21 protein-coding genes are annotated in these 25,211 nt (G+C 64.3%); 16 read left to right on the top strand and 5 right to left on the bottom strand.

What is annotated here, in order from left to right; translation table 11 throughout:
- Nucleotide 1: 1 nt before the first annotated feature.
- Both GEV06_08565 and GEV06_08560 read left to right on the top strand, forming a co-directional pair.
- Nucleotides 2-1,168 (top strand): glycosyltransferase, encoded by a 1,167-nt coding sequence (locus GEV06_08565; GenBank protein MPZ17949.1) that lies wholly within the window; start codon nucleotides 2-4, stop codon nucleotides 1,166-1,168.
- 17 nt (nucleotides 1,169-1,185) lie between these two features.
- Nucleotides 1,186-2,178 (top strand): hypothetical protein, encoded by a 993-nt coding sequence (locus GEV06_08560; protein MPZ17948.1) that lies wholly within the window; start codon nucleotides 1,186-1,188, stop codon nucleotides 2,176-2,178.
- Here the strand turns inward: GEV06_08560 and GEV06_08555 are convergent.
- The 3 genes from GEV06_08555 to GEV06_08545 form a co-directional block, all read right to left on the bottom strand.
- Nucleotides 2,078-3,997, bottom strand: coding sequence for a hypothetical protein (locus GEV06_08555; GenBank protein ID MPZ17947.1), 1,920 nt, complete (start codon nucleotides 3,995-3,997; stop codon nucleotides 2,078-2,080). The genes GEV06_08560 and GEV06_08555 overlap by 101 nt on opposite strands.
- Nucleotides 3,998-4,143: 146 nt before the next feature.
- The gene (locus tag GEV06_08550) at nucleotides 4,144-5,400 is read right to left on the bottom strand and encodes a hypothetical protein (protein ID MPZ17946.1); all 1,257 of its coding nucleotides are present in this window, start codon (nucleotides 5,398-5,400) and stop codon (nucleotides 4,144-4,146) included.
- Nucleotides 5,397-6,230, bottom strand: coding sequence for an FkbM family methyltransferase (locus tag GEV06_08545; protein MPZ17945.1), 834 nt, complete (start codon nucleotides 6,228-6,230; stop codon nucleotides 5,397-5,399). The genes GEV06_08550 and GEV06_08545 overlap by 4 nt, the downstream gene beginning before the upstream one ends.
- 100 nt (nucleotides 6,231-6,330) lie before the next feature.
- Between GEV06_08545 and mtnA the strand changes: the two genes are divergently transcribed.
- The 3 genes from mtnA to GEV06_08530 all read left to right on the top strand — a co-directional run bounded on the left by mtnA (nucleotide 6,331) and on the right by GEV06_08530 (nucleotide 9,092).
- Entirely contained in the window at nucleotides 6,331-7,392 is a 1,062-nt protein-coding gene (mtnA, locus tag GEV06_08540; protein MPZ17944.1) for an S-methyl-5-thioribose-1-phosphate isomerase, read from the top strand.
- A gap of 49 nt (nucleotides 7,393-7,441) precedes the next feature.
- Complete coding sequence (gene tsaD, locus GEV06_08535; GenBank protein MPZ17943.1) at nucleotides 7,442-8,569, top strand: tRNA (adenosine(37)-N6)-threonylcarbamoyltransferase complex transferase subunit TsaD; 1,128 nt, start codon at nucleotides 7,442-7,444, stop codon at nucleotides 8,567-8,569.
- 106 nt (nucleotides 8,570-8,675) lie between these two features.
- A complete protein-coding gene (locus GEV06_08530) occupies nucleotides 8,676-9,092 on the top strand; it encodes a YjbQ family protein (GenBank protein ID MPZ17942.1) in 417 nt (138 codons plus the stop codon).
- 167 nt (nucleotides 9,093-9,259) lie between these two features.
- Here GEV06_08530 and GEV06_08525 read toward each other — a convergent pair whose 3' ends face one another.
- The gene (locus GEV06_08525; GenBank protein MPZ17941.1) at nucleotides 9,260-9,700 is read right to left on the bottom strand and encodes an NUDIX domain-containing protein; all 441 of its coding nucleotides are present in this window, start codon (nucleotides 9,698-9,700) and stop codon (nucleotides 9,260-9,262) included.
- A gap of 117 nt (nucleotides 9,701-9,817) precedes the next feature.
- Between GEV06_08525 and GEV06_08520 the strand changes: the two genes are divergently transcribed.
- The 10 genes from GEV06_08520 to GEV06_08475 all read left to right on the top strand — a co-directional run bounded on the left by GEV06_08520 (nucleotide 9,818) and on the right by GEV06_08475 (nucleotide 18,434).
- The gene (locus GEV06_08520; GenBank protein MPZ17940.1) at nucleotides 9,818-10,387 is read left to right on the top strand and encodes an HD domain-containing protein; all 570 of its coding nucleotides are present in this window, start codon (nucleotides 9,818-9,820) and stop codon (nucleotides 10,385-10,387) included.
- A gap of 68 nt (nucleotides 10,388-10,455) precedes the next feature.
- The gene (locus tag GEV06_08515; GenBank protein MPZ17939.1) at nucleotides 10,456-11,376 is read left to right on the top strand and encodes an ATP-binding cassette domain-containing protein; all 921 of its coding nucleotides are present in this window, start codon (nucleotides 10,456-10,458) and stop codon (nucleotides 11,374-11,376) included.
- An 11-nt stretch (nucleotides 11,377-11,387) separates the two neighbouring features.
- On the top strand, nucleotides 11,388-12,227 hold the full coding sequence (locus GEV06_08510; protein ID MPZ17938.1) for a hypothetical protein: 840 nt from the start codon (nucleotides 11,388-11,390) through the stop codon (nucleotides 12,225-12,227).
- Nucleotides 12,228-12,235: 8 nt separating this feature from the next.
- Nucleotides 12,236-13,147 carry an ATP-binding cassette domain-containing protein gene (locus GEV06_08505; protein MPZ17937.1) on the top strand — a complete coding sequence of 304 codons (912 nt, stop codon included), beginning with the start codon at nucleotides 12,236-12,238 and terminating at the stop codon, nucleotides 13,145-13,147.
- A complete protein-coding gene (locus GEV06_08500; protein ID MPZ17936.1) occupies nucleotides 13,144-13,965 on the top strand; it encodes an ABC transporter permease subunit in 822 nt (273 codons plus the stop codon). The genes GEV06_08505 and GEV06_08500 overlap by 4 nt, the downstream gene beginning before the upstream one ends.
- A 267-nt stretch (nucleotides 13,966-14,232) precedes the next feature.
- Nucleotides 14,233-15,300 (top strand): hypothetical protein, encoded by a 1,068-nt coding sequence (locus tag GEV06_08495; GenBank protein MPZ17935.1) that lies wholly within the window; start codon nucleotides 14,233-14,235, stop codon nucleotides 15,298-15,300.
- Nucleotides 15,301-15,438: 138 nt separating this feature from the next.
- On the top strand, nucleotides 15,439-15,840 hold the full coding sequence (locus GEV06_08490) for a gamma-glutamylcyclotransferase (GenBank protein MPZ17934.1): 402 nt from the start codon (nucleotides 15,439-15,441) through the stop codon (nucleotides 15,838-15,840).
- A 17-nt stretch (nucleotides 15,841-15,857) separates the two neighbouring features.
- Nucleotides 15,858-17,354, top strand: a complete 1,497-nt coding sequence (locus GEV06_08485; protein ID MPZ17933.1) for an aldehyde dehydrogenase family protein — start codon at nucleotides 15,858-15,860, stop codon at nucleotides 17,352-17,354.
- Nucleotides 17,355-17,487: 133 nt separating this feature from the next.
- Nucleotides 17,488-17,979, top strand: a complete 492-nt coding sequence (locus tag GEV06_08480; protein MPZ17932.1) for a nucleotidyltransferase domain-containing protein — start codon at nucleotides 17,488-17,490, stop codon at nucleotides 17,977-17,979.
- A complete protein-coding gene (locus GEV06_08475; protein ID MPZ17931.1) occupies nucleotides 17,976-18,434 on the top strand; it encodes a HEPN domain-containing protein in 459 nt (152 codons plus the stop codon). The genes GEV06_08480 and GEV06_08475 overlap by 4 nt, the downstream gene beginning before the upstream one ends.
- A gap of 77 nt (nucleotides 18,435-18,511) precedes the next feature.
- Here the strand turns inward: GEV06_08475 and GEV06_08470 are convergent, their stop codons facing one another.
- On the bottom strand, nucleotides 18,512-21,592 hold the full coding sequence (locus GEV06_08470) for a TonB-dependent receptor plug domain-containing protein (GenBank protein MPZ17930.1): 3,081 nt from the start codon (nucleotides 21,590-21,592) through the stop codon (nucleotides 18,512-18,514).
- Nucleotides 21,593-22,175: 583 nt separating this feature from the next.
- On the opposite strand from GEV06_08470, the gene GEV06_08465 reads away from it, so the two are divergent.
- Nucleotides 22,176-25,109: a TonB-dependent receptor plug domain-containing protein gene (locus GEV06_08465; GenBank protein ID MPZ17929.1), complete on the top strand. Its 2,934-nt coding sequence runs from the start codon at nucleotides 22,176-22,178 to the stop codon at nucleotides 25,107-25,109.
- Nucleotides 25,110-25,211 lie beyond the last annotated feature (102 nt).

The following is a 25,211-nucleotide window of genomic DNA, read 5'->3' as shown; positions in this document are numbered from 1 at the left end:
CGTGGCGAAGACGCTCCGCGTTTGCTACTTCGGCACGTTCGAATCGGATTACGACCGGAACCGGATTCTGATTCGGGGGCTCCGCGAGCTCGGCGTCGACGTCTTGATCTGTCACTCGCCGGTGCTCGAGCGCAGGCGGCACAAGACAGGTGTGCTGAAGAGTGCCCCTGCGCTCGCCGGAGTAGCCACTCGCATGCTCCTCGCGTACGTGGGTCTCGCGCGGCGCTACATGACGATGCCGGATCACGACGCGATGATTGTCGGCTACTTGGGCCACCTCGACGCGATCGTGGGATCTGCGCTCGCCCGCCGCCGAGGCAAGCCGATGGTCTTCGACGCGTTCATCTCGCTGTACGACACGCTGGCCCAGGATCGCGGCATGTTGTCGCGTGGCAGCCTGCCGTCCAGAGCGCTTTGGTGGCTCGACAAGGCCGCCTGCGCACGCGCGGATGCGGTGCTGCTCGATACGCAGGCGCACGCAGCGTATTTCCACGAGGAGCTCGGCGTGCCGTTGTCGAAACTGTATCGAGTGCGCGTCGGTGCGGACGATGCGGTATTTCAGCCGAGCCCGGAGCTCAGTCGAACGGGGGAGCCCTTCACGGTCCTGCATTACAGTAAGTTCGCACCACTGCACGGCGTCGAGCACATCCTCGATGCGGCCCGCGAGCTCGCCGCAGAAAACGTCCGCTTCCTGCTGGTCGGCGGTGGTCAGCTCGAGGCGCAAATCGACGCATCGATTCGCACGTTGCAGCTCTCCAACGTCGAGCGCATCAACTGGCTCGATCCAGCGGCGCTCTGTGCCCGCATCGGAGAGGCGGGCTGTTGCCTGGGAATCTTCGGTGATTCCGCGAAGGCGTCGCGCGTCGTGCCGAACAAGATCTACCAGTCGATGGCGGCTGGCGGCGCCATCATTTCAGGTGATACTCCGGCCACTCGTGAGGTGCTCACGCATGGGCACGACGGGCTGCTCTGCCCGGTGGCCGACGGCCACGCGCTTGCCCAGGCGATCCGTCGGTTGCGAGACGATCCGGACCTACGGTTACGCCTCGCCCGGAACGCGGTGGAGACGTTTCAGGCGATTGCCACGCCCAGGCGTGTGGCGGGGGAGCTCGTCACCGTGCTCGAGACGTTGTTGGAAGGTAGGGCTGCCTCGCCGAGGCGGTCGTGACGATATCGACAGGATCCATGCAACGCGCCCGTGAAACAGTGCAGCTCGTCCTCGGCCTCGCCTTCGTGGCCGCCGGGCTGTTCTATGTGTGGCAGCGGCGCGCGCCGTTGGCGGAGACGTTGAACGCGTCGTGGGCGGGGCTCCTGCTGATGTTGCTCGTCATCTCGGCGACCTGGATCGTCATCGCCGCGCAGACCTATGTGCTCTTCCGTGCGGAGGGAGTGCCGATCTCGTTCTGGGAGAACTTCGTGCTCTCCTCCGCCGCTGGATTCGGCAACTACCTGCCTCTCAGGGTCGGCATGATCCTCCGAGCCCAATACATGAAGCGCAAGTACGGGATGGGCTATGTGCGCTTCGGCAGCCTCTCGGCCATCCGTATGGCGATCCAGATCTCCATCAGCGGCCTGGTGGGAATTGGCGCGCTCCTGTTCGGGGGCCTTACCAGCGGTCGAATGAGCTACCCGCTCCTCGCGATCTTCGGCTCGCTCACGATCGTGGCGTGCGTGGCCCTGACACGTCCCCTGCCTCCGCTTGCGTTCTCCGGGAGGCGAGCCGCCCGGTTCTGGCACGACCTCCGCGAAGGATTCGGGATCGCACGCCGGCGTCCACGCCTTGCCGCGATGAGCGCGCTCTGGGGCCTGGCGCAGTACGTGCTCCTGAGCATTCGCTTCGGCATCGCGTTCCATCTCCTTGGCACCAGCGCGCCGCCCTGGGTGCTGCTGGTTCTCGGCGTCGCCTCCAGCGTGAGCTCGCTGTTGGCGATTACACCGGGCGGTCTCGGCATCCGGGAGCTCATCATCGGCTACGTCGTTTTTGCGACCGGACAAACGTTCGATGTGGGAATCTTCGCCGGAGCCTTCGACCGAGCCGCCCAGCTCATCGTCGTGGCCACGCTGGGGGCCGGCTGCTTCACCCTCGTGTGGTTTCGAGGGCGCGCGGGGGTTTCGCATGCCGCGTCAGGCTCGCGTACGTCGCCAGCAGACACGGCGCGTGCAAGGCGAAGCGACTGATGCCAACGTGCCTGCGGAAGAGCTCCTCGGCCACCTTGGGACGAAGGAGATCGGCGACGTAGGCGCGGTCGTACGCAAACGGAAGGCCCTCGAGCTGCGCCAGCATGAGCTCGCGCAGCGGTCCCAAGTACCACGCGTCGACCGGTGACGTGACCGGAGAGCGTTTGCGCTGATAGATCATGTGGTCAGGGAGGATGCGATCCTCCTCCGCCATGCGCATCAGGACGTACTTGCCCGTGGCCTCCGACTTCGTCTTCTCGGTCGGCCGAAGCATCCGCTCGGGCAGCATCTTGGCCACACGCGCCATGCCGGGATGCAGAAAGGGTGACGACAAGCTCACGCCGGTCCAGGCGGAGCTGCCTTCGAGCTTCGTCTTGTTGAGACCAACGGCTCCTTTTCCGAGGTAGGCCAGGCGCACCGCGCTGAGGTGCTCGAAGCCGCGGGCGAGCCGCTCCAGAATCTGCTCCGAGCTCTCGACCTGCGGCGGTTGCTCGCCGGTCCGCAATAGGCGGAGGGACACCTCGTCCAGAATGCACGAGGTGATATGACCTCGCGCCGGCATCGGCCGGCGCAGCACACGGGCAACATTCCGTGCGAGGCGGTAGGGATGCCCAATGCGCCGCTCGAGCACCCGCATCTTGGACAACGGGCTCACGATGGAGACGACGAGCGGCGCCACCTTCGAAAGGGTCTCGACGAGGACGGCGCGTAAGTACACTGTCGGATAGCCGAAGAAGAGCCCGTCGCATCCATCGCCGGTGAAGCCGTGTCGGATCCCCGCCGACCGCATGGCTTCCGCGACGCGCGCCGTGCCGATCACATAGTGCGGGAGACAAAGCGGTTGATTGAACACGAGCGCGTAGCTCTCGAGGCCACGGCGTATGACGTCCGGACCGATCGGAACCCAATGATGTCGTATCCCGAGGGAGGAGGCGAGCTCCTCTGCGAAGGGCTGGTTGTAGCTCTGGTCCTCGTAGCCGAACGAGAAGGTCTGCACCCGCTTTCCCATCTCGGTCAGCGCCGCGGCGATCAGCGCCGAGTCGAAGCCGCCCAGCATCACGCCGACGTCCGGCGCTGAAGGCAGCTGCTCTTCGAGCGCGCTCCGGAACGCCCTGCGGAGCGCCCCGACGACCGTCGCCTCGTCTTTGTCACGCAGATCCAGACCGCTCGTCCACTCCGGCCACACCTCCGCCGGCTGCATCCTGTGCTCCGTCACTCCGGCGGTCGGCCGCCACTCGAGCAGGACACCGGAAGGTAGCGTCTTCACACCCTGCACGGGGGTGCGGTGGTCCGGTAAGAATTCGTAGCCGAGGAGGAAGTCCTCGAGGCTCCGGTCGAGCCGGAGCTGCGGCTCCATCAGCCCAGCAAAATCCACGAGCTGCGTGGCGAATCGAATCGATCCTGCGTCGACGCTTACGAACAGCCGGCGATTCCCCTGAGGGTCGCAGGCCAGGAGCAGCATGTCGTCCTGGCGATCCGCGAGCGCCACGACGAAGCTGCCCCAGAGACCATTCAAGAACGCCGTGCCTGCCGCTTCATAGCGCTCGATGAGGTGGAGCGCGGTCGCATTCGGATCATCCTGAGGAGAGATCCCGCCGGAGAACCCCATGTTGAAGAACGTGCCGAGATAGACGAGATCCAGCGATCCCTTGCGCGCGGTGCCGACCAAAGCGCCTCCGTCCTCGCTATAGCCGAGGCAGAGCGCCGGTGTCTCCACCTGCCTGCGTAGAACGGGTTGGCCTTGCTGCTCGAGCCACGCACTCAGGCGGCGAAAGACGGCGAGGACGTCCTGTCCGCCTGCGCCGCAGATCCGATTCATCTAGTGTCCTGTCTCAGTGATTCGTGGCATAAGTCCCGGAGCGCGGCGCCCGGCTGGCGAGGCGCGAGGAGGGAGCATACAGGCCGTATTTGACCGACGAGCAACGACGCCAGGCGGGATGCCCCGCCCGGGAATTATGTCGCGAATCACTGAGACAGGGCACTAGCGCCTCCCGACTCGACGAGCGCCACCGCGAGCTCGGTGCTCCGCCTTGCTTGCGCGACCAGAGCAGGCAAGCGCAATTCAATCTCGCGAGCCAGCGCTGCGCCGTTCTCGAGAATCTCGTCCATTGCCTCACACAGGGCGCGGGAGTCGAGCTTGCGGATGTCGAAGGCGAACCGTTCCATCCCGAGCTGTGTCATGAAGCCCAGCGCCTTGTGCTCATAGTAGAAACACAGGCCTGGAACTCCCGCTGAGCTGCCGAAGATCGCCGGATGATAGCGGCTCGCGATAAACGTGTCAGCCATTCCAAAGATGCCGCGCTGCGTGTCGGAATCCAGGTGGTCGTCCACGATCTCCCAGCTCAGACCGGACGGAAGCCGCTGCGCGATGTGCCGCAGGTACGGCACGTCGGTATGCACCGAGCCATGCAGCTGGGGCAGGAAGAGGAAATGACAATCGCGCCGCTTCGAGAGGTGGGTCATCAGATCGATCAGTGCGCGCTCGTAGACGGACTTCAGGCCTTTCGGATCGTCGTCGCCGGGAAACGCATAGTCGATGACCGACGTGCAGACGATGAAGCGAGCCGCCAGGTGGCTGCGGCTCGAGCCGAAGTACTGCGCCCGCCCCATCGGCGGCATGCGAACCTGGAGGGCGGAATCTGCCGTGACGTGCACGGTGAGACCCTGACCGACCAGCCCCTCGATCATACGAGCTGAGATGGGCTCTCGCGCACACACGACATCGAACGCGCGGTAGAGCCGACGGCGCACCTGGTTGAGAACGGGGTTCGCGAACGGTCCAGCCGATGGCGAGTACAGCATCAGTGGCTTGCGGTAGCGCTTTGCGAGCCAGACGAAGAACCAATGGACGAGCTCGTGATTGGCGTAGATGTCGCCAAAGTACGGACCACCAGGCGCCGAGAGCACCAGGTCTGCGCGCTCGTAAGCGTCGGTGATGGCCTTACCGAGCCTGCCGAGCACGGGCTGCCCGAGCCTCGCACTGACCAAGGTGCCGAGACCGAAGAGCGTCAATCGCGCCGCCTCGCTCACCGGCATGATGATCGGCAGCATCTGCACGTCCTGCGGGAGCTCCATCCGCAGCGAGCGATCCCGGTACTGGTAGAGAATCGTGAAGCTCGCGCCGCCCAGGGCCTCGTCCAGCGAGACGAGCATGGCGCGCATGGCTGCCTCGTCTCCCCGATTCTCACCGTGTTGGTTCAAGACGAGGACGTGTCGCTTCACGCTCGATCACCAGTAACGCCGAAGACCTTCTTGCGCCTGGCCTTGATGATCCGCTCGCGGATCTCACGGACCTGCCGGGGGGCATGCTTGCCGTACATCGACTTGGCGAACAAGAGCGGCGCGAAGCGTATGTAAGGCGGCCACAGAAGCTCGCCGGCGCGCGCCGGCCGAAAGAGATAGTGCGACTTCTGCTGCTTGGCCGGCCGGATCATCGCCATGCGGTGCTCGAACAAGCAGCGCAGGACGTCCATCGACGTTGTCCCACGCTCCCGGTCGCCCCACCAATGCAGCTCGATCAAGAAGTCCGTGTTGCGAGCGTCCAGATGCTTCCGAGCGCCCTGGAGCACGCGATACTCGGCGCCTTCCACGTCGATCTTCGCCACGATCTTGACGGCCGGCTCGAACAGCTCGTCGAGCGTCACCTCCTGCACTTCCACCGCTTCGTAGGCTTGCGAGCGCTCTTCGATTTGAAAGAGGGCGCCGCTGATGGTCGACCCGGTCTTGTAGAAGGTTGCGGTGCCCGCGCGATCGCCCACGGACGCGTTGAGGGAGACGATCTCGTTCGTGCTATCGCCCTGCCACTTGGCGCAGTTCTTCTCCAGCTCCGCGAACCGATCGGGATCGGCCTCGATTGCGATGATCTTCTTACCCTTCAGGAGCTTGTCCGCGTAATAGGTGTACATGCCCAGCGACGCGCCCACATCGAGGAATAGATCACACGATTCGAGGATCCGCGGCAAGCTCTCGATTGCACCCTGCTCGAGGTGTGCCTCCCCGAAATAGGATTGGTACAACTGATCGAACGTTTGCCTCAGGTCTCTCTCATCCATGGTCGCTCACGGCGCCGGACAACGCGGCTCTCGATGTTACCCCGAGCCGCTTCCCGACGTCGCCGATGAGTCGGTCCAACCTATCGGGTATGATGCCGTTATGTTGCCGACTGTGGCGTGGGACGATGATGTGGTGACCATGGTGGACCAGCGGAAGCTGCCCGCCGTGGAGGTCTATGTGCGCTGTCGGACGGCGCAGGACGTGGCACGCGCCATCAAGACGATGGTGATTCGCGGTGCGCCCGCCATTGGTGTCGCGGCGGCCATGGGTGTGGCGCTCGGCGCGAAGCGCAGCAGCGCCCGCGGCACGAAGCAGCTCACGGCAGAGTTTCTCAAGATCTGTGATCTGCTCGCGTCGACTCGTCCGACCGCCGTGAACCTGTTCTGGGCCATCGACCGCATGAAGCGTGTCTTCTCGGCGGCAGTCCAGGCGGGGGCATCGGTCGAAGAGCTGAAGATACGGCTCGAAGTGGAGGCCAAGCGGATTCACGACGAGGACCTCGAGAGCTGCCGAGCCATCGGCCGGCATGGCGCGACGATCGTTCCGGAACAGGCGCGCGTGCTCACGCACTGCAATGCGGGTGCGCTCGCAACCGCGGGCTATGGCACGGCGCTGGGCGTCATCCGCGGTGCCGTCGACCTCGGCCGCCGGGTGGAGGTGTTTGCGGACGAGACGCGGCCATTCCTCCAGGGCGCGCGTCTCACCGCCTGGGAGCTGGTCAAAGATGGCATACCAACGACGGTGATCGCCGACAACATGGCGGGCGCGCTGATGCGCCACGGTCGCGTGGATCTGGTCGTCGTGGGCGCCGATCGCATTGCGGCAAACGGCGACGTGGCGAACAAGATCGGGACCTATTCGCTCGCCGTGCTCGCGCGCGAGCACAGCGTGCCGTTCTATGTGGCCGCCCCGCTGTCGACAATCGATCTTGCCTCTCCCGACGGCAGCGCCATTCCCATCGAAGAGCGCAACGAGCGCGAGGTCACGCACATGGGATCGCAGCGGCTCGCACCGCAGGGCGCGACCGTCTGGAACCCGGCCTTCGACATTACCCCTGCCGCCTACATCAGCGGCATCGTCACCGAGCGCAGCATTGCGCGGCCACCGTACGAGGTGTCCCTGCGGGCGTTGGTCGAGCAGGATGCGCCGGCGTTGACGTAGACCGCAAACGTAGTACATGGTGACGGAGCCGTAGCGCGGATGGTGCTATGTGAAGATCCTCGGCATCGAGAGCTCGTGCGACGAGACGGCGGCGGCGATCGTCGAGGAGACCGGCGAGCCGATGCGGCCGTGGCGTGTGCGCTCGAACGTGATTGCCTCGCAAGTGGCCATTCACCGCGAATGGGGCGGCGTCGTGCCGGAGCTGGCGTCGCGACAGCATCTGCGAGACATCTGCGGCGTTGCGGAGCGGGCGTTGGAGGACGCTGCCGTCGACTGGCGCGATGTCGACGCGATTGCCGCCACCCAAGGGCCGGGCCTCGTGGGATCGCTGCTCGTGGGCTTCTCGTTCGCGAAGGCGGCTGCCGCCACACTCGACGTGCCGTTCGTGCCGGTGCATCATCTGGCTGGTCACATCGAGTCACTCGTGCTGGAGCACGGCGAGCTGCCCTACCCGGCGTCGATTCTGGTCGTCTCCGGCGGCCATACGAGCCTATACCTGGTGCCCGTCGCGGGCACCTACGAGCTCGTGGGCCGGACCCGTGATGACGCGGCAGGCGAAGCATACGACAAGGTCGCCAAGCTCCTGGGTCTGGGATATCCCGGCGGTCCGATCATCGACGAGCTGGCGAAGCAGGGGAACGAGCTGGCGATCGAGTTCCCGGTGGCGCGCCTCACGCATCGCGACCGCAACCCGGCGCCGCCCGTGCGGCTCCCCAAGGGCTTCGAGAAGGCGCTGCAATATCGCACCGACTTCAGCTTCAGCGGCCTGAAGACGGCAGTGCTCCGTTACGTCAAGAAGCGCGCGGCGGCGCAGGGCGCAGAGCCAGGTGTCGACGGGAGCCCCCGCACGCTCTTTTCCGATCGGGACATTGCCGATATCTGTGCCAGCTTCCAACGCGCGGTGATCGAGGCGTTGCTCGATCGCACGTTCGACGCGGCACGCTGGCACAACGCGCGTAGCGTCGGCATTGCCGGCGGCGTGTCCGCGAACAGCCGCTTACGGACGGTTGCCGCGGCGCGTGGTGAGAAAGCGGGCCTGCCGGTCTTCGTGCCGAGCTTGAAGCTCGCCACCGACAACGCCGCCATGATTGCGGCCGCTGGCCTCCGCCGCTTCCATCAGGGCGTTGCCGCACCGCTCTCCCTCAATGCGCACGCCAATTTGGTCCTTGGTCCATAGTCCCTGGTGCTTGGTGCGGCGGCGCACGCAGGGGCCGCGGTGAAGCATCGGGGCGCCATCGCACGAAGAACCAAGAACCAAGAACCAAGAACCAAGAGCCTGAACGATGACCCACACCGACTATCTCTGGTTCAACACGAAGAAGCGACAGGAGTTCGTTCGCATTACCGATGACGTACGCAAGGCCGTGAAGAAGAGTGGCGTGAAGGAAGGCATGGTGCTCGTCTCCGCCATGCACATCACGGCGGGCGTCTATGTCAACGACTGGGAAGAGGGCCTCATCGAGGATTTCCAGACCTGGCTGGAGAAGCTGGCGCCCTACGGCTTGCCGTATCGCCATCACCAGACCGGCGAGGACAATGCCGATGCTCATTTGAAGCGCACGATTATGGGGCAACAGGTGATTTTGCCGATTACCAACGGCGACCTCGATCTCGGCCCGTGGGAGCAGGTCTTCTATGCCGAGTTCGACGGCCAGCGTCGCAAGCGGGTTGTCATCAAGGTGATCGGCGAGGCAGGGTGATGGGGTGACGGGGTGACAAGGTGACCGGGTGATTCGAGCATCGGGTGAATGCGGCGACGCGTCTATGCCGCTCGATGTTTGCCACGTGCCCTCGAGCCACCCTATCACCTTGTCACCTTGTCACCCCTCACCTTGTCACCCCATCACCTTGTCACCCCCGTCACCTCTCACCGTGCTCTCCGCCAGAGATCGAGTGCCTTCTCGATGACCGCACGTGTATCGCTGGACAGCTGATAGCCTGCGAGCTCGAACGGGTCGGCGAGTACAACCTCGCTCACGTCGGACCCAGCCCGGCGTGTGCCTCCCCGAACCGTGCAGAGAAAGTCGACCAGCACGTAGTGGTACTGCACGCGCCGATTGGCGTCGTGCACGATACGATCGAGGACCTCGACGGAAGGTCCTACATCGATCTCGACGCCGGTTTCCTCGTGGAGCTCGCGTGCGACGGCGGCGGTCAGCGTTTCGCCGAGCTCGACGCGGCCACCCGGCAAGCTCCACTGACCTGCCTGCGGCTCCGTGGCACGCCGCACCAGCAGCACGCGCCCTTCGTCTATGACGACGGCGCCGACGCCGACAATTGGCTGTTTGGGGTAGCTGCGGCCAGACACGGGGCTCAGACGTAAAGCGCAAGGACTATATCATGCCAGCGGCCGCAGGAGGCGGTCCTGCCGCCTTCGCGCCGCGGCCCGCCTCCTGATACGATCCTGCGGACGAGCGAGACCAACATGAGCCCATCGCGTGATGAAGCCTGGTCGTTGCTGACCGAGTACACCAAGAGCGAGAGCTTGATCCGCCACGCACTTGCCGTCGAAGCGGCCGTGCGTGGCTATGCGCGGCGGTTCAGCGAAGACGAGGTGCTGTGGGGCGTCACGGCGCTCCTGCACGACTTCGACTACGAGCGCTGGCCCGATCTCACCGATCATCCGTTTCGAGGCAGCGAGATTCTCCGCGACCGGGGCTATCCCGAGACGATCGTCCGCGCGGTCCTCTCACACGGCGATCACACGGGCGTGCCGCGGCAAACGAACCTCGAGCACGCGCTGTTTGCCTGCGACGAGCTGTGCGGCTTCATCACCGCGGCGGCGCTCGTCCGGCCCTCGAAAAGTGTGCTCGACCTTTCGCCATCCTCCGTGCGCAAGCGCATGAAGGACAAGGCGTTTGCACGCGCGGTCCGTCGTGAAGATCTGATCGGCGGTGCCGAGGAGCTCGGTATCCCGCTCGACGAGCACATTGCCAACGTCATCGCCTCGATGCGGGAGCAGGCTGATGTCCTGGGGCTCAGAGGAGAGCTGTAGGTAGGGCCGCCTCGCCGAGGCGGCGGTTGGAGAACCCAGGGCCATTTCCCTTCGTCTAGATGACTGAGATGTCAGATGCGGTCGTTCAGCTCCAGCAGGTGAGCGTGACCTACGCCAAGACGCGGGCGCTGAACGACGTGAGTGCCACGTTCGCGACCGGCGCCATCGGCCTCCTCGGCCCGAACGGTGCGGGCAAGAGCACGTTACTGCGCGCGCTGCTCGGCTTCATCACGCCCGATCAGGGCAGCATGAACGTCCTCGGGCTGGATGTGCGTACGCGCGCCCGCGAGATTCGGCGGCGCATTGGCTACATGCCGGAAACGGACGCGCACATCCCAGGCATGAACGCGGTGACCTTCGTTGCGTACTGCGGCCGACTCGCGGGCCTGCCGGATGCCGACGCCATGCAACGTGCCCACGAAGTGCTCTTCTACGTGGGCCTAGGCGAGGCGCGCTATCGCAACTCGGAGACGTACTCAACCGGAATGAAGCAGCGCTTGAAGCTTGGGCAGGCGTTGGTCCACGATCCGGACCTGCTCTTCCTCGACGAGCCGACCAACGGCCTCGACCCGCGCGGCCGGGACGAGATGCTGGCCCTGGTGCAGGACCTGGCGCACAACAAGGGGGTGAACCTCATTCTGTCCTCTCACCTCCTGCCGGACGTCGAGGCGACCTGTCAGCACGTCGTGGTCCTCGACCGTGGCCGCGTGGCGACCCACGGCCCGATCGACGAGCTGAAAGGGCCTGCGGGCCGCGTGTTCGAGCTACGGATCAAAGGCGACCTCCCGGCGTTCGTGGAGGTGCTCAGCGCCCATCAGATGGATTGTCATGGCGGCGACGACGATGTGATGCGGGTGTTCGTGCCGGCCGGCATGGACGCCAAGGATCTGTTCGGCCTGGCGGCCAGGCACGGCGTGCAAGTGCGGCACCTGCGGCCCAGTGTCCCCACTCTCGAGGACGTCTTTGCCCGCGCGGTTGGAGAACGCTAAAGAACCTGAAGATGCCGATTCACGATCAGAGCTATCGCCGCTATCAGGGCACGCGTCTACCGGCGACGGGCGCATGGACGGTCATTGCCGGGCACGGCCTCATGAGCTTTCTGCGCCGCCGTGCCTTCCTGGCTGTGATGATCGCCGCGTGGATCCCGTTTGTCGTCTACGCGGTGCGCATTTATTTCGCCGCCAACTTCTCTCAAGCGCAGCTGCTCGCGCCCACGCCGCAGATGTTCCGCGACTTTCTCGACATCCAGGGCTTGCCGATCTTCATCGTCACCATCTACGTCGGCGCCGGGCTCATTGCGAACGACCGTCGTGCCAACGCGCTGCAGATCTATCTCTCGAAGCCGCTCACGCGGACGGAGTACGTGGCCGGCAAGCTGGCAGTGCTCGTGACAGCGCTGCTCGCGATTACGTTGGTCCCCACGATGCTGCTGCTCTTGCTGCAGGTGGTCTTCTACGGCAGCTTCAGCTTTGCCCGTGCGAATATCAGCCTGGTGCCGTCGATTGCATTGGCTTCGCTCGTGGAGACCTTCGTCAACGCCCTCATGATGCTCGCGATCTCATCGCTCTCCAAGAGCGCTCGCTTCAGCGGCATCGTCTTCGCGGGCGTCGCACTGTTCAGTCATGCGGTGTTTGGTCTCCTGTCGCTCATCACGGGCGGGTCGCGCGTAGCGTGGGTCTCGTTCATTGCGAATCTCGAGCAGATCGGCGACGTGATCTTCCGCGTGGCCCCGCGCTATGAGGTGCCGCCGGTGGTGTCGTTCATCGCGGTTGCCGCGTTGATCGTCGTGCCGATCTTCGTCCTCGAGCGCCGCGTGCGTGGCGTGGAGGTCATCGCGTGAGCGGCCCCGTGATCTCCGCGACCAACGTCTCGAAGTGGTACGGCCAGGTCATTGGCCTCAACGACGTCTCGGTGGTCGTGCCTTCGGGGATCACGGGCCTCTTGGGGCCGAATGGTGCGGGCAAGTCGACGTTCATGAAGCTCGTGACCGGCCAGCTCAAGCCGAGCAAGGGAGCCCTGAACGTCCTGGAGGAACCGATCTGGGGCAATCCGGCGCTCTACGCGCGCATTGGCTTCTGTCCCGAGCAGGATGCCTTCTACGATCGCATGACCGGTCTCGAGTGGGTGCGCGCGCTCGTGCGGCTCAACGGCTTGGATGACAGTGCGGCGAGCGCCGCGGCGCGCCGCGCGCTCGAGGTCGTGGAGCTCACCGACGCGGCCAACAAGAAGATTGGCGCCTACAGCAAGGGGATGCGCCAGCGTGTCAAGCTCGCGCAGGCCATGGCGCACGACCCGGAGCTGCTCATCCTCGATGAGCCGCTGGCGGGCATGGATCCGTTGGCGCGCCGGAAGACCATTCGTCTCATCCGCGACTGGGCGCGGGCGGGAAAGAGCGTCGTCGTCTCCAGCCACATCCTGCACGAGATCGAGGCGATGACCTCGAACATTCTCCTCATCAACAACGGGCGCATTCTCGCAGAGGGCAACGTCCATCAGATCCGTGAGCTGATCGACGAGCATCCGCACACGGTTTACATCAGATCGGATCAGCCCCGCGTGCTGGCGCGTGAGTTCCTGATGCACGATGACGTGGTCAGCCTGCGATTCGAGGCGGGCGCCCTGGTAGTCGAGACAGCGAAGCCGGACGGATTCTACGCGCGACTGACCGAGATGGCTGCATCTGGCGCTTGCGGGACGATCGAGGAGGTGACATCGCCGGACGACAACCTGCAGGCCGTATTCGAGTATCTGGTCAAATGAAACAACCCTCCTTCTGGCACTCGTCGCTGCGAATCGCCGACCTGTCGCTCGGCCAGATGCTGTGGTCGAAGCGCACCTTCTTCATGGTGCTCGTCGTCGGCATGCCGATGGTCATCGCGGTCGGTCTGGTGCTGTTCGACACCTTCGCACCGGCGGAGGCGCGGCCCAGAGTCATGGAGAACGGCCCGGTCATCTTTGGGTTCATGATCTGGGTGCTCTACTTGCGATTCGCGGTGCCGGTGCTGGCCGTGTTCTACGCGACGGCGCTCATTGCCGACGAGGTCGAAGACAAGACGATCACTTATCTCTTCTCGCGGCCGGTCCCGCGCAGCGCGGTGCTCGCGGGGAAGTACCTGGCTTACTTGGGGTGTACGCTTGCGGTCGTGCTCCCCTCGATCGTCGTCGTGTATTTCCTGGTGGCACCTCGCGGGACTGGATCGCTCGGGGCTGGGTTTCCGCATCTCCTCAAGGACCTTGGGCTCGTGGCCGCTGGGTTGGCCGTCTACGGTGCGCTGTTTGCCTGGATGGGCGCGCGGCTGAAGCGTCCGCTCATCGTTGGGCTGGTCTTTCTCTTCGGGTGGGAGCCGACCGTGCTCGCGATTCCTGGCTATTTGAAGCAGCTCACGGTGGCCTACTACCTGCAGGCGTTGGTGCCGCATGCCATGCCGCAAGACACGACCATGAGCATGCTGCAGAGCTTCTTCCGGGAGGGGCCTTCGACGATGGCCAGCCTGTTCTGGCTCCTGGTCATTGCCGTGATAGCGCTGTGGCTGGCGGCGCGAACCGTCAGCCACCGGGAATATGTGCTCGAGCAGTGATCAGGAATCAGGAGACAGGCTTGCCTAGCCGTAGCTCGCCGGAGGCGAGCGAAGGCTGGAAACAGGAAACGGTGGCAACAACGGCTTCCGGATTCGCCGTCGCCGAAGGCGACGGTGAATCAGCCAGCACGGCCGCCGGCGGCGGCTCGGGGGATTCACCTTCGCCCAAGGCGAAGGTGAATCGGCGAAGCGCCGTCGCTGAAAGCGGCGGCGGCTTCGGAACATTTACTGTTGAGTGCTCGTTACTAGTCGGTATAGGGGTTGTTTATGGCCGAGCGCAAAACGCGTTACTTCATCTTGGCGGCGGCGGTGGTGCTCGTCGGGGGGCTCTGTACCGGCCTGATCGCCTACTATCGGGGCGACCTCTCGAGCAGCGTGCTGGCGCAGGCGGGCGGGCAGGACGACCTCCGCTATGTGCCCGACGCGGCTTCCGTCGTCGGTTACGCGGACGTCCGTGCGGTCATGAGCTCCGAGTTTCGCCAGCGTATGAAGAAGCTGGAGCGTGACAGCCCAGGCAAGAATCGATTCCGCGACGAGACCGGCATCGATATCGAGCGGGATGTGGACAGCGTGGTGGGCTGTTTGCTTTCGGGCGAGGGTGGGAGCAGCATATCCGGTGGATTCGCCGTGCTGCGGGGGCGCTTCGACGTGCAGCGCATAGAGGCGGCCGCCACCGAGCACGGCGCGACGATCGTGATGCACAACGGGCGGCAACTGTACCTGATGTCCGATGACGGGCCGCGACATGGAGACCGGCTGGCGTTCGGCTTCATGGAGGACGGCGCACTGTTGGTGGGCCAGGAGCCCGCGGTGAAGCTGGCGATTGACCGTGCCGACTCGGGTGCGAGCGGGCCCTCGAGCGAGGATGTGATGCGTCTCATCGATGAGGCGAGCGCGCAGGCGACGGTCTGGGCGGTTGGGAGTCCAGAAGGGCTGGCGGCGGGGAAATTACCAGGACCAGTGGCGGCGCAGGTGCCGCAGATCAAGTGGTTTTCGGCGACGAGCCGATTGAACGGCGGCATGGCCGCGACCCTCCGCGCCGAGACCATTGACGAGGCGGCGGCCAAGAACCTGCGGGATGCGGTCACCGGGATGGCAGCGCTGGCGCGCATGTCCCTTGGCAACCGCCAAGAGTGGCAACAGGTCCTGCAGTCCCTTCAAATTGGCGGCGAGGGGACGACCGTGAGCATGTCGCTCACATTACCGCTGGCCGCGGTGGACTACATTGCCAACGAAGTCAGCGGACACAAGCCCCACATGCCGCCCATGCCGCCGGCGGGGGCGCCTCCACCGCCCGCTCCGCCGCCCCCTCCGCCGGCGCCACCCCGGCTGTGACGAGCGGCACCTCGGATGTTGAAAAGGATCGGATGTTGAAAAGGAACCGGGTATCTTTTCGCGGCCGAAAAGGTACCCGGTTCCTTTTCAACATCGTGCTAAACTCGCTCGGTTGCGTAACAGTGTGCGTTGCCGCCCGTGGCCGATTCCGTGTTCTTCTATGGCACGCTAATGACGGGCTTCGATCGGCGGCGGAGGGCCGGTATCGAAGACAAGCTCCGCGACGGTCGACGAGGGTGGATCTCTGCCGCACTGTTCGACCTCGGTATCTATCCCGCAGCCATTCCTTCACCTGATGCTCGCGTCTGGGGCGAGGTGTACGACACCGACGAGCCCCAGGCGGTCCTGACGGTTCTGGACGATATCGAAGGTTTCTCGCCCGGTGATCCAGACCACAGCCTGTACACCCGCGCGCGTGTACCGGTGACCCTCGAGGATGGTCGTGTCCAAGAGGCGTGGGTCTACTTCTACAACGCGCCGCTTGGCCGGGCGCCGCGCATTCCCTCGGGTGATTACCTCCAGCACGTCCGCGCGCGCTAGATGCTATCCTCGCATCCATGGCCGTTCCTGCCTACAAGAACTACATCAACGGCGAATGGGTGGCGTCGCAGTCGGGTGAAGTCTTCGAGAATCGCAACCCGGCTGACCACGACGATCTGATCGGATACTTCCAGAAGTCCAACCAAACAGACGTGAATAGCGCGGTTGCGGCGGCGCGTGCCGCGTACGAGCGCTGGCGCCTCGTGCCGGCACCACGCCGTGCCGAGATCCTCTATCGCGCCGCGCAAATTCTCGTCGAGCGTAAGCTGACCTACGCGCGCGCTATGACGCGCGAGATGGGAAAGGTGCTGGCCGAGACGCAGGGCGACGTTCAAGAAGCCATCGACATGGGCTATCTCATGGCGGGCGAAGGGCGCCGGATGTTCGGGCAGACGACGCCCTCCGAGCTGCGGGACAAGTTCGCCATGTCCCTCCGGCAGCCGATTGGCGTCTGCGGAGTGATCACCGCCTGGAACTTCCCGATTGCGGTGCCCTCCTGGAAGATTCTGCCGGCGCTCGTGTGCGGCAATACCATTGTCTTCAAGCCGGCAGAGGAAGCACCGCTCTGTGGTGTCAACTTCGTGCAGGCCTTCATCGACGCCGGCCTGCCGAAGGGCGTGTTGAACCTGGTCACCGGTGACGGGCCTGGGACTGGCGGACCGCTCGTGGTGCATCCGGATGTGCGTGTGGTGTCGTTCACCGGATCGACCGAGACCGGCCGTCTCGTCAACGAGGCGTCGGCGCCGACGTTCAAGAAGGTTCACCTGGAGATGGGCGGCAAGAACCCCCTCCTCGTGATGGACGATGCGAGCCTCGATCTCGCGGTAGAGGGCGCGGTGTGGGGCGGTTTTGGAACCACCGGGCAGCGGTGCACGGCGGCGAGCCGCGTGATCGTCCACGAGCGCGTCTATGGGGAGTTCGTCGACCGGTTTACTCAACAGGCCAAGGCGTTGCGCGTCGGCAACGGCCTGGACGCGGATACGCAAATGGGCCCCGTCATCAGCGACGCACAGCTCACCAAGGTCATGCAGTATGTCGAGGTAGGAAAGCAGGAAGGCGCGAAGCTCGTTGCTGGAGGTAACCGGCTGAGCGGCGCGGCGCATGCACGGGGCTTCTTCCACGAGCCCACGATCTTCGTCGACGTCGATCGCGAAATGCGCATCGCACGGGAGGAGATCTTCGGGCCGGTCGTCTCGGTGGTTCCATGCCGCTCGTTGGAGGATGGCATCGACATCGCCAACGACGTCGCGTACGGGCTCTCCGCGGCCATCTACACGCAGGACATCAATAAAGCGTTCACCGCGATGCGCGACCTCTACACGGGCATCTGCTATGTGAACGCGCCGACGATTGGCGCCGAGGTGCACCTGCCCTTTGGCGGGACCAAAGCGACGGGCAATGGCCACCGTGAGGCGGGGCTTGCTGCGCTGGATGTCTTTTCCGAGTGGAAGACGGTGTACGTGGACTTCAGCGGCCGGCTGCAGCGCGCTCAGATGGATCTCGAGGAGATATAGCATTTCGGTGGGTCGCCCTCGAATCTGCCGCAGCGACAGCAGAGGACGAGGGGCGTGACTCCGTTGGTATACGATCGAACGAGGCTAGCCGGCCGGGACCGAGCGCCCTGCGAGAAACCTGATGTCCGATGACATGTTCGGCATTTTCGACGGTCTGATCGAGCGTGTAACGGCTGCGTCGCGCGACTACTACGGCGAGCGATTGGTCTCGCTCGCGGTCTTTGGCTCCGTGGGGCGGCGCACGCCTCGCCCCGACTCGGATATCGATCTCCTCATCGTTGCTGAGGACCTCCCGCGCGGACGTGTCCCCCGTGTGGAGGAGTTTGGAGCGATCGAGGCCAGAATGGCGCAAGAGCTCGATGCTGCGCGAAGGGCTGGTTACCCTATTCTCTTGTCGCCCGTCTTCAAGACGCCGACGGAGGTCCAGACGGGAAGCCCCTTGTTTCTCGACATGATCGACGATGCGCGCATCGTTGTCGATCGCGACGAGTTCTTCGCGCGCGCGCTGGGACGGTTCAAGGCGCGCCTTACCGAGCTTGGCGCCCGACGCATCTGGCGAGGGAACGCGTGGTATTGGGATCTCAAGCCGGACTACCGGCCGGGAGAGGTGTTCGAGCTGACATGACGAATGCGTCACTCGCTCAGAGCTATCTGCGCAAGGCGCAAGTGCGGCTCACGGCGCTGCAAGTCTTGTTCGATGCGGCAGCTTACTCGGATGTCGTGCGGGAGGCGCAAGAGATCGTCGAGTTGGCTCTCAAGGGGATGTTGAGACACGTTGGTGTCGAACCACCACACTGGCACGACGTGGGAGAGCTGCTCAAGCAGCATCGCGACCGTCTTCCAGCCGACGTGACCGCAGACGTGGACCAACTCGCGTCGATCTCCGCCTGGCTTCGCAAGGAGCGCGAGTTCGCCTTCTACGGTGATATCGACTTCATCCCCACGGAACAGTACGGGGAGACGGAGGCCCAGCGCGCCGTAGATGATGCGCGGATCGCGGTCCAGAGAGCAGAGCTCGTCATAGAACCGCCGCCGACGCCGGATCCCTTGCCGGACGACACGCCAGATCGTGGTCCTTGAGCAACAGAAGCGCCCTGCCACCCGCAAAGGTGTTGGCAGGGCGCGACGACGGTGGGCCGCCTAACGACTCCGTGCAATTAGAACAGGAACTTCACGCCGAAGCGCGCGGTGATTGGGAACTGGTACCACGAATCCTGCAGGAATCGCGGATCCTGTGTCACGCCCTGCTCCTGAATCAGTTGATCGAAGTCGAGCTGACCAGCATAGAACTGATCCTCGTCCGGCAGACTGATGCCATTGGTGAGCTGGTAAGTCTGCCACTTGCCGATCGCCGCTTTCTGATCGAACAGGTTGAGCACGTTGAACTCGAGCTGCATGCGCCGGCTGACGCCTAGCCTGAACTCATGCTGGATGGACAGGTCCGTCTGCGAGTACACATCCGTGCGCCCGTCGCTCAACCGCCCGTGGTATTGGACCGGAAGGTTGTTCGGCGGATAGATGCCGATCTCGCGGGTGACGGGCACGCCGCTCCCGATGTAGTAGTTCACGCCAACGCTGGTCCCGAATGCAAACGAGTACAGGCCCTGTGCCTTGAACTGGTGCGGGCGATCGGTTGGCAGGCGTCCGAGTGCCGGCTGGCCGTGCTCGTCGAACATCATGGCCGGGTAGTCGAAGAGACGGCCCACGTTCGGGCTGGTGCGCCCGTTCTCGTCGCTCTGCGACAGACCCGCGTAGTTGCCGTCGAGTCGGCTCCAGAGATAGCTCAGACGCAGCGACCAGTTATCTGCGTAGCGCTTGTCGAGTGAGAGCTCCACCGCATCATAGTCTCGCTGTCCCTTCGGCAGTCCCACGCCTGGGTGCGCGAACTCGGCAAGACCTTCGCCGGGGTTGGCGATAACGTAGATCTCGTTCTGGGCTGCGTCGAGCGCGCCGGTATCCTCGACGGCGCGGTCGATCTGCTTGCGCAGGTAGCGGACGCCGACGGCCATCACATTGGTGAGCTGGCGCTCGAGGCCCACGGCGGCTTCTTGCAAGCGCATCGGCTTGAGGTTCGGATCGATCCCCTCGCCAGACTCCGGGTCGAAACCAAGCGATACGTGCCGAAAGTCGATTGGCCCTCGAATGAGCGTGCCGGAACAGGCCGGCGGGCAGTCGGCGTTGCTGACGAGCGACGTCCAATCATACGTGTCGAGTGTGTAGTAATACTCGAGCCACTTGTCGCCGCCCCAGGCACCGCGCGGCAGCTCCAGCTTGAAGATGTCGTAGAACACGCCCCAGGACGCGTAGGTCTTCCACCTGCCGTCCCCCGTGAGGTCCCACGCCACACCGAGGCGCGGCGCCAGCTTGTCCTGGAAGTCGAACTCGATGCCGTACTCCGGAAAGTCTGGCCCCAGCGCGTATGCCGGCACGCGCTCGCGCTCGGTGCGGAGACCCGCATTGATCGTGAGGCGGTCCGCAACCGTCCACGCGTCTTGAATGAACAGCCCCACGTTGGTCGTGCTGACGTTCCCCTCCGTGATGAAGCCCCGCTTGGGATCAACACCGTTACTGCGTACCTGGTAGTAACCGAAGGGACCCTCCTGCAGCGGCACCCCGCTCGGGAGCGGCTCGCCCCAATGGACTCGCACCAGGTTACCGGCTTCGCCCGAGAGTACCTCGTTGCCGATGCGATCGACTTGGACGCCGCCCTTGATCTGATGCTGGCCGGCGAACCGTGCGTACCACGTAGCGTCAGCCTGGAGATTGAAGCGCTTCTGCTTGTCGAACTCGGTGGAGAACGCCGCACCGGCCGGGAAGCTCGAGAAGCCCTGGCCGCGCTGGAGCTCGGCAGGTACCGGCACACCGTTGGTGCCGACGAAATCGGTGTTGCCAAACGACGGGAAGGAGAGCCGCGGCCCCGTGGGGAAGTCAGTGTCGTAAAAGTCGGAGAAGTAGTACCCAGCACGGAAGCCGAAATAGAGATCCGACCTCGCCACCCAGTCGGCCGTGCCGGACAGGGTCCAGTTCGGGTACTCTCGCACGAGATCGTACGCCGCGCCCTCGGGATCGGTGCCGTCGAGCGCCGGAAGGAGGCCGTCTCGCTTCCGGTAGCTGTTGTTGAAGGCCACGCGCGTCCGGAGCCTGTCGCCGAGCTGTGCCGTTTGGTTACCGGTGAAGAAATGGCGTGTATCCTTCTGATTCTCGGCCACTGTCCCGCCGCTGAGCAGCTCCACCGATCGCTCGTGCTCGATGAACGAGGGCATGTACGCGGCGTAGAACCACGCTTTCTCGCGGACGATCGGGCCACCGACGGCAAACCCCGGCTCGACACGGTAGCTGTCATCCTCCGGATATTCCACGTACTCCATCTCGTTGGTCAGGGGGTTGAGGCGCAGGGTCGGACGGCCTCCGGCCGCGGTGGGCGCTGCGCCGGTGGAACCGCCGAAATCGCCGATCGTCGTGCCAGAGCCGAACGAATATCGGCCGCCGCTCAGCGCGCTCCCCTCGTAGCTCAGGAGCCCCGTCCCATGGAACTCGCTGGTGCCGCTCTTGGTGATGATGTTGATGACACCGCCGGTCGAGCCGCCGAACTCCGCCGTGTAGCCGCTCGACTTCACCTGGAACTCCTCGATGAAGTCGACGATCACCTGTTTGCCGGAGACGCCGTGCTCGATGTCGGTCGTCTCCATGCCGTCGAGGATGAAGCGGTTCTCGCCAGCACTCGCGCCGTCAACCGAGATCCCGCCCAGCCGGGGCTCGATGTTGGCGCCCGAGACCTGCGTGACCAACGTGCTGAAGTCGCGCCCCTTCGGCAGCAGCTCGATCTGCTCGGCGCGAAGGCTGGTGGAGCGCGCGCTCTGCCTCACGTCTACGAGCGGTGTTTCGGCGGTGACCTGCACCTGCTCGGCGAGACCTCCCAGCTCGAGGCTGAACGCCAGCCGCTTGATCTGGCCAAGGAGTGCCTCGACCTTCTCGTACTTCTGGCCTTGGAACCCCTCGAGTGTGGCCGAGACCTCGTAGAGTCCGGGGGCGAGGGCCGGGAAGCGGAACGCGCCAACGTCATTAGTCACGGTCGAGACGAGCGCACCGCTCGCGCTTCTGGCTTCGACGGTGACGCCTGGGAGCACGGCTCCTGAGCTGTCCGTGACGATGCCTTCGATCGATGCCCGCTGCTCCTGGGCAAGAGCCGGAAGCGCCAGGGCGAGTGCCATCAACGAGACAAGCGCACATTTACGCATGGGACTGGCCTCCTCATCCGTGAAACTACCCCTACGACTTGTCTGCTCGCTATCAAGAATTAACTACGAAAAGAGCTCCGGACGCCACCCCTGGACACACGAACATCTACGCTCAAGGGCCAATCTACCTTGCTCGAGCAGGGCTGCAATCAGACAAGTAGGGAGCATTATACGCCAGCTCGGCAATTTACATAACCGTCATTTAGCCTCGCCGGCTCTGGACCAGCAGTCCACCGACCAATTGGATTTGTTCGATTCAACGCCTTGGATTCGCGTCTGGTCGTGGCGTCGTGCCGGCCTCGTGTCATGGATCCGGAATATCGACGGAACGCGGTTGCACGCTCACGGCCCCTGGCGCAGCCTGCAATTCCTAGCGAATTAATCCATTCTGCAGGCTGCTCCGGGTCCATGGTCCCTGCGGATCGCCGTGAGCGATTTCTCCTCAAAAACGGCTGGGCTGGCACGCGCAATGCATGCACTTGAGCGGCTCGACTGCCCATCCAGCTTTCGTGAACGGGGCGCTGCCCTTCTCGGCGGCGCTTAGGCTACGAGGGCTCTTCCAAACCCCCAGGGGGAGGCCATTATGAAGGGAAGAATGTTTATCGTGCTGGCGCTGATGCTCGCCCTTGCGAGCCCGGCGCTGGCTCAAGAGACGACGGGTGCGATCACCGGCAGCGTCGTGGACTCACAGGGACTCGGCATCCCGGCGGCGACCGTCCTCGTGACCGGAGGTCAGGGCGCCAAAGAAGCGCTCACCGACGCGCAGGGGCGATTTCGCGTGCCGTTCCTGGTGCCTGGTAGCTACTCGGTTCGGGTGACGCTCGACGGCTTCAAAACACTCGAACAGGGCAACGTGGTGGTTCGCCTTGGTCAGACCATCGATCTCTCCATGGAGATGCAGGTCGGCGGCTTGGCTGAGACGGTCGAGGTCGCTGCGGGCGCACCAATTGTCGACATGACTTCGACCACCGCAGGGGCGAACCTTTCGAGTGAGCTCTTCCAACGCGCGCCGGTCGGTCGGCGCTTAGCAGACACGCTGTATCTAGCGCCAGGAGTGAGCAGCAGCGGGATGGTTGGGGAGATGAACCCATCGATCACCGGTGGCAGCGGTCTCGAGAACCAATACGTCGTTGACGGCGTGAACATCACGAACGCCGGCTACGGCGCTATTGGGTCGTACTCGATTGTGTTCGGCTCGCTTGGCAACGGCACGCCGTTCGATTTCATGGACCAGGTCCAGGTGAAGACGGCCGGGTATGAGGCAGAGTACGGCCAGTCGACCGGCGGCGTTGTAAACGTCATCACCAAGAGCGGATCGAATACGTTCAACGGCAGCGCCTTCGCCTACTTCCAGCCAGATGCTCTTGAAGGGGACTGGACGCCGGTTGTGTCCGAGAGCCTGTCGCGGTCAGAGGCCGTGAACACGACAGCAACGCAGCTGAATGACGCCGGCTTTGAGATCGGCGGTCCCGTGCTGCAGAACCGCGTATTTTTCTTTGGTGCGATCGACCCGCAGTGGGAGACGCGTACTTTCCTCGCTCCGGAGAACGCGCCGCTCAGCTCGTTGGGTGAGGTGGACCGCGACCGGCGTGTCTTCGCGTACTCGGCCAAGGGCACATTCCAGGTGGCCGACAACCATCGGCTGGATGCGTCCTTCTTCGGCGACCCGTCCGAGGGTGACATTGGTCCGCAGCGTCGCACGTCACTGCTCCGCGACGAGACGACGGGCTTCAGTGATCTGACGTACGGTGGCCACAGCCAGGTGGTGAAGTACGAGGCGGCGATGACGCCCCGCTGGTTGGTGGAGGCCTCCTTCGCCCGCGCACAGAACAGCATCGAGGAGACGCCCGAGTTCGATGAATGGCAGTTCACGGACCGAAGGACCGACCCTATTAGGACCACGGGCGGCATCGGCTTCTACGAGGTGGGGAACGACGGTGAGAACTTCCAGTATCAGGCCAAGTCCACCCATTACCTCGGCGACCACCAAGTGCGATATGGTCTGCTCTTCGAAGACATCAAGTACGACAACACCATCGAACGGACGGGGCCGCCGATCACACTGCCGAGCGGCGCGGTGACCGTCACTGGCGCCCAGGTTGACGTATTGCCGGACGTGAACTTCGGCCAGATCTACAGCGTCACCCGGGCCAACCTGAGCAACGTCCGCGGCACCGAGCAGCAGTACCTGAGCTTCTTCGTGCAGGACACCTGGCGCGTTGGTAATCGGCTCACCATCAAGCCGGGTCTCCGCTACGAGCAGCAGGAGCTGGTTGGCAACCTGGACAGCTTCAAGTGGGATGGCAACTGGGCGCCGCGCATCGGCGCCACTTACGACCTGCTCGGCAACGGCCGCTCGAAGCTGTACGCCAACTGGGGCCGTTTCTTCGCGAAGATTCCGAACGACTTGGCGGCGCGCGCCCTCTCGAACGACGCCGCCGTGACCCGCGCCGACTACTTCGATGCTGCGTTGACGCAACCCATTCCGGACGGCGTGGCCACGAGCACCGATGGGGAAAGCTTCATCACCGACCATGAGCAGCTCGCCGGTCTGAGTAGCTCGGACTTCGACCCGGACGCCAAGTCGACCTACCTCGATGAGGCGCTCGTCGGCTTCGAGTTCGAAGCGGCGCCAGGCCTCAACCTCGGTGTTCGGTACACGCGGCGGCGGTTCGGCCGGATTCTCGAAGACATCGGCACGGCGCCGATGGTCGCGTACTTCCTCCCGGAGACGGCGGACGGGCTCGGCAGCGTGGAGTACTTCATCACGAACCCAGACGAGGACACGGTGGTCAGCTTTCCAGAGTTCGGCTCGTCGTTCGAAAAAGCGATCCACGACTACGACGCGGTCGAGCTCACGGCGGACAAGCGCCTGTCAGACAACTGGCAGGTCATGGGCTCGTACCGCTGGTCTCGACTCCACGGATCGTTCGAGGGCTTCTTCCGGAACGACAATGGCCAGTCGGATCCGGCCATCACGTCGCTCTTCGACTTCCCGACCAACGACCCGAGCTACTCGACGGTCGGTCGCCAGTTCGGCTTCCTTGGCGACATCCGGTTCCTGGGAGAGGCGGGCGCCGGTCCGCTGCCGAATGATCGACCACACCAGGTCAAGGTCTACGGCAACTACACGTTCGACATGGGGCTCAATGCCGGACTCGGTCTCAACGTCGGCTCCGGCCGACCGCTGACCGCGCTTGCCTCGAACCCCGCCTACCGCAGCTCCGGCGAGATACCGGAGACGCCACGCGGCGCCGGGTTCGAGACCCTGGATGGATTCCGTGATCGGACGCCGGTCGAGGCCACGTTCGACGTGCACCTGGACTATGCGCTCCGGCTCGGCGGACAGCGCCTCGTGCTGCTGTTCGATAGCTTCAACCTGTTCGATAGACAGGGCGTGATCGACTACGATAACTACACGCAGTCCACATTCCCGTCTGACAATCCGGACTTTGGTCGCGTTCTGCAGTACCAGAATCCGCGGCAGGTCAGATTCGGGATCCGGTTCCAGTTCTAACGCTTCGCCTACCACCGCCCGTGAAACGCTACGGGCGAGCCGACACGCACCAGAGGGGAGCCCAACCCGGCTCCCCTCTGCCGCTCCTGGCAGTTTCCCCAC

Source organism: Luteitalea sp., assembly GCA_009377605.1.
In the GTDB taxonomy this organism is placed as follows: Bacteria; Acidobacteriota; Vicinamibacteria; order Vicinamibacterales; family Vicinamibacteraceae; genus WHTT01.
This window is presented reverse-complemented; position numbering and strand designations above follow the sequence as displayed.